Source organism: Streptomyces sp. 142MFCol3.1, assembly GCF_000424945.1.
Lineage (GTDB): Bacteria > Actinomycetota > Actinomycetes > Streptomycetales > Streptomycetaceae > Streptomyces > Streptomyces siamensis.
Window position 1 is genome coordinate 1 of sequence record NZ_AUKV01000085.1, and the last position, 3843, is coordinate 3843.

Annotated in this window: 3 protein-coding genes and 1 pseudogene; 2 read left to right on the top strand and 2 right to left on the bottom strand. The window is 74.0% G+C overall.

Annotation, left to right across the window (positions count from 1 at the left end):
- Positions 1 to 210 precede the first annotated feature (210 nt).
- Both H305_RS0143480 and H305_RS0143485 read right to left on the bottom strand, forming a co-directional pair.
- Positions 211 to 702, bottom strand: coding sequence for an SUKH-3 domain-containing protein (locus tag H305_RS0143480; protein WP_028805926.1), 492 nt, complete (start codon positions 700 to 702; stop codon positions 211 to 213).
- Between the two features lie 67 nt (positions 703 to 769).
- Positions 770 to 1273 (bottom strand): YwqJ-related putative deaminase, encoded by a 504-nt coding sequence (locus H305_RS0143485; protein WP_028805927.1) that lies wholly within the window; start codon positions 1271 to 1273, stop codon positions 770 to 772.
- 229 nt (positions 1274 to 1502) lie between these two features.
- Between H305_RS0143485 and H305_RS0143490 the strand changes: the two genes are divergently transcribed.
- Together H305_RS0143490 and H305_RS49105 are read left to right on the top strand one after the other, a co-directional pair.
- A complete protein-coding gene (locus H305_RS0143490; RefSeq protein WP_028805928.1) occupies positions 1503 to 2498 on the top strand; it encodes an SMI1/KNR4 family protein in 996 nt (331 codons plus the stop codon).
- A gap of 7 nt (positions 2499 to 2505) precedes the next feature.
- A pseudogene (locus H305_RS49105) lies at positions 2506 to 3843 on the top strand (hypothetical protein); the annotation flags it as partial.

Consider the following 3843-nt stretch of genomic DNA (forward strand, 5'->3'; position numbering starts at 1 on the left):
GGTTCGTGTTGCCGTCCGCAACGGGCATGTGATGCACCGGCACGGCCCCTTCGGTGACAGGGCGACTGCGGGTGCGTCCATCGCGGGTTCCCGCACGCCTCTGGAGCCGGGGGCATCCTTCAGCCCGTCCGGCGCTTGAGGACGAGTCTGTTCGGACCGAACGGGGAGCCCCCGGGGTGCTCGACGGCTCGTGGGGGTCGGTGAAGGGGGCTACACGGCTGTCAGGCGGGTGGGTTCGGTGCCGGAGAGCAGGGTGGTGAGGGCGGTGTCGATGTCGGGACCGAGGTACCAGTCCCCGGTGTGGTCCAGGGTGTAGACACGACCCTCCGCGTCGATGGCGAGCAGGGCACGCGAGTCGGCCTCCTCGCCCAGCGGGCACACCTCGGTGTCCAGGGCACGCCCGAGGTCACCGAGCGTGCGCGCCATGTGGAGCCCGTGCAGCGGGTCGAGATGCAGCGCGGCCGGCGCGAGCTGACGGCCCGGCCCTGACGCGGCGACCCGCAGGCCCCCGAACTCCGCCCAAGCCTCCACCGCCGCCGGGAACACGGTGTGCCGGTGCCCGGCGGGCGACTCGTGCCCGCGCAGCGCGTCGGCCCAGTACTCGGCCTGCTTTATGTCCCAGCGTCCGGGCTGCCACCCCGCGGAGCGGAGCGCGGCGTCCACGGGGACGGAGAAGCGTGTGGAGGAGCGGTCGGCGTGCATCTGCCCTTCGTTCGTCGAGGGTCGGGACATCGGCGTGCGGGGACGCCGTCGTACGGGGTGGCGGAGTTCACTCGTCCGGTGTCGTCGGGTCGACGATGCGGACGCCGAAGTGGTCGCTGAGCGCCGTGCAGGAACGGCAGGGCTCGGCGAAGCTGCCGTGCAGCGGGTCGCCGTCCTCCCGGATGCGCCGGGCGGTGAGTTTGGCCTGCTTGAGCGCCTTGCGTGCCTCGCCGTTGGTCATCGGTCTGCGGGCCGCGCGTTTGCTGCGGGTGGCGTCGACGGACGCGATCTGCCGGGAGATGAGGATCGCCTCGGCGCAGCGGCCGGTGTAACGGTCGCGTTGGGCGCTCGTGAGGGTGTCGAGGAAGTCCTGGACGAGGGGATGCAGCGCGGGTGGCTGGTCGCCGCGGGCCGCCGTGCCGGTGAGCGTGGCGCCGCGCACGGAGAGCGCGGCGGCGACGGTGGGGAGTATTCCGTCGCGGCGGTGCAGGAGGGCGGGAGCCTGAGGCGCCTCGGCGCTGCTCCAGCCGACCCGAGGGTCCCCGGACGTGCCCGTATGCGTCGCGTTCATGATCGTTCTTCCCTCCCATGCATCCCCCGGTGCGGAGACAGACTGCCAAATGGCGTGGCGGGTGCGGAAGCTGGGGCGGTGCGACACGCCCGGGCTTCGTCGGACGGTCACGGCGGGGTGACGGCAGGTCACGGAACCGGAGGCCCGGTGACCGGTGTCGTACAACCGCATAGGCTGTCGACATCCGCGATCCATCCAGCTACTGAGAACGCCGCAGGGGGCAACCGCCATGACGACAGGTCGGCTCGGGCAGCAAGCCGCGCCGCCGAACGCGGCCTACGCCGGGCAGGTCGTGCATTTCCCGGACCCGGTCCGGGCCGCTCGCCATCCCAGAGGCGTTCGGGTCGACGCACACGGCTACCCCGACTTCTCGCTCTACGCGCGTGCCGCGGCGGAGATCGCCGAGCCCCCGGAGGGCTTCGGCGTCGACGAGTTGCGGCTGACTGACTACGTGTCCGCGAACGCCGCGCTGGCCGCGACCGGCCATGACCTGTGGGACACGATCCCGGCGGTGGCCACCCCGCACGGCTGGACCTGGCACCACGTGGTGGGCACCCGGCGGCTCGAACTCGTACCGGTCGAGGTCAAGGCGCTGTTGCGGCACCACGGCGGCATCGCGACCGCCATGGTCGACCACGACAAGCGGGGCACGCGGCCGTTGCAGGAGACCCGTCCCGCGCACTTCGGACTGCCGAAGTCGTCGGTGGCGGTGACCGAACAGCAGGTGCTGGGTGTCGAGGAGGACCTCGGCTACCGGCTGCCGGGCGCCTACCGTTCCTTCCTGAAGGTGGCGGGCGGCTGCGCGCCGGTGGGCGCCGCGCTCGACGCTGAGCTCGGACTGCTGGTGGACCAGCCGTTCTTCACGGTGCGCGACGAGGCCGCCGTCAACGACCTCGTCTACGTCAACAAGTGCCTGCGCGACCACCTGACCAAGGACTACCTGGGCGTCGGTTTCGTGCAGGGCGGTCTGCTGGCGGTGAAGGTGAAGGGCGAGGGGATCGGCTCGGTCTGGTTCTGCGCGTACGACGACGCCCGCGACCAGGACGCCTGGCCGCCGGCCGAGCGGGTGCAGCGTCTGCTGCTGCCGTGCGGCGCGGACTTCGACCAGTTCCTGTCCCGGCTCGCCGGCAATCCGCCGGAGCTCCGGACGGTGGCGAACCTGATGGTGGACGGCGGTTTCGCACGCGCCGTGCCCGTCTCTTCAGTGTCTTCGGTGGGGGAGTGAACGTCCGATGGTGACCTTCGCGCAGGCGCAGGAGCGCGCGGAAGAGTGGATCAACGGGGACGTGGCCGCGTACCAGCACCGTGAGGTGCGGGTGCGGGAGTTCGAACTCGGGTTCGTGGTGTGGGGCGAGGACCGCGCCGACGGCCCCCGCTCCGACGGGGGCGCGCAGCGGCTGGTCATCGCGCGTGACAGCGGTGAGGCGACGCTGTGGCCCGCGCTGCCGGTGGGTGAGGTCATCCGCCGGTTCGAGGAGGAGTACGGGGTGGCGGACGCCTCCCCGGAACCGGCACCGGCGCCTCCGGCCCGGGTCGACCTGAACCAGACGTCGTTCCTGCTGAGCCCGCCGGAATGGCTGCAGGAAGCCGCGGACAAGCTGGGTATTCCGGACCGGCGTTCGGGGTCCGACGGGTCCGGGGGCTCCGAGGGTTCCGACGGGGCGGGGGGACGGCCGGCCGCCGCTTCCGTGCCCGGTGCGCCGTCGACACCGGGTGCGGGGACGCCGTGGCCCGCCGCGGCGGCCGACGAGCCTGCCCCGCCGCGCGACGCCGTGCCGGCGGGCGCGCCGGCCGACGCGACGCCGTGGGCCGGGACCGACACCAACGCCGATGCCGGGGACGACCGTTCCGTACCGCTGCCGGCGACCGTGTTCGCGCCGCCGCTGACCGACGTCGACGCTCCCGACACCCCGCCGCCCGGGGTGACTTCGGACGCCAAGACCGCCCTGATGTCCGGGGGCAGCCAACTCCCGCGTACCACTGTGTCACCCGCGGTCGGCGGCCCCGACTCGCCCGCTCCGTCAGGTGCTTCGCAGGGCGGTCAGGGCGCACCGCAGGGCACGCCTTCGCCGGCCGCGCCTTCCTACGGTCATCCGCAGGGGCCGGGGACGCCACCGCCGGGCGCGCCGCAGGGAGCGGCCGTTCCCGGTACGCCGCCGCCCGGCGCACCGCAGGCCGCGGGCGTCCCGCCCACGCCTCCGCCCGCCGCGCCTTCGCGGCCCCTGCCGCCCAACGCCGGTGACATCGCGGACGCCGCCACCAGCAAGGCGTCGCCGCCCGCCCGCGGACCGCGGGGCGGTGGCGCGAGCGCGCCGCATCCGCCGAGCGCCCCCGGTGTGCCGGGTGCGCGGCCGGGGGCCGCACCGCCGCAGTCCGGGCCGGGTGCTCCGGGGACTCCGGCGGGCGGGTACGTGCCTACGCAGCTCGTGTCGCAGCTCGGTCCTGACGGTCCCGAGGGGCCTGCCGGTCCGGGGGCGCCCGCGGCTCCGGGTGCGCCTGGTGTTCCGGGGCAGCCGGGTGTTCCTGGTGCGCCGCAGGCGCCGGGTGGTACGCCTCCGGGTGGTGTGCAT

Coding starts and splice junctions, on each gene's coding strand:
- H305_RS0143490 (WP_028805928.1), top strand. CDS start 1,503: ATGACGACAGGTCGGCTCGGGCAGCAAGCCGCGCCGCCGAACGCGGCC.
- H305_RS0143480 (WP_028805926.1), bottom strand. CDS start 702: ATGCACGCCGACCGCTCCTCCACACGCTTCTCCGTCCCCGTGGACGCC.
- H305_RS0143485 (WP_028805927.1), bottom strand. CDS start 1,273: ATGAACGCGACGCATACGGGCACGTCCGGGGACCCTCGGGTCGGCTGG.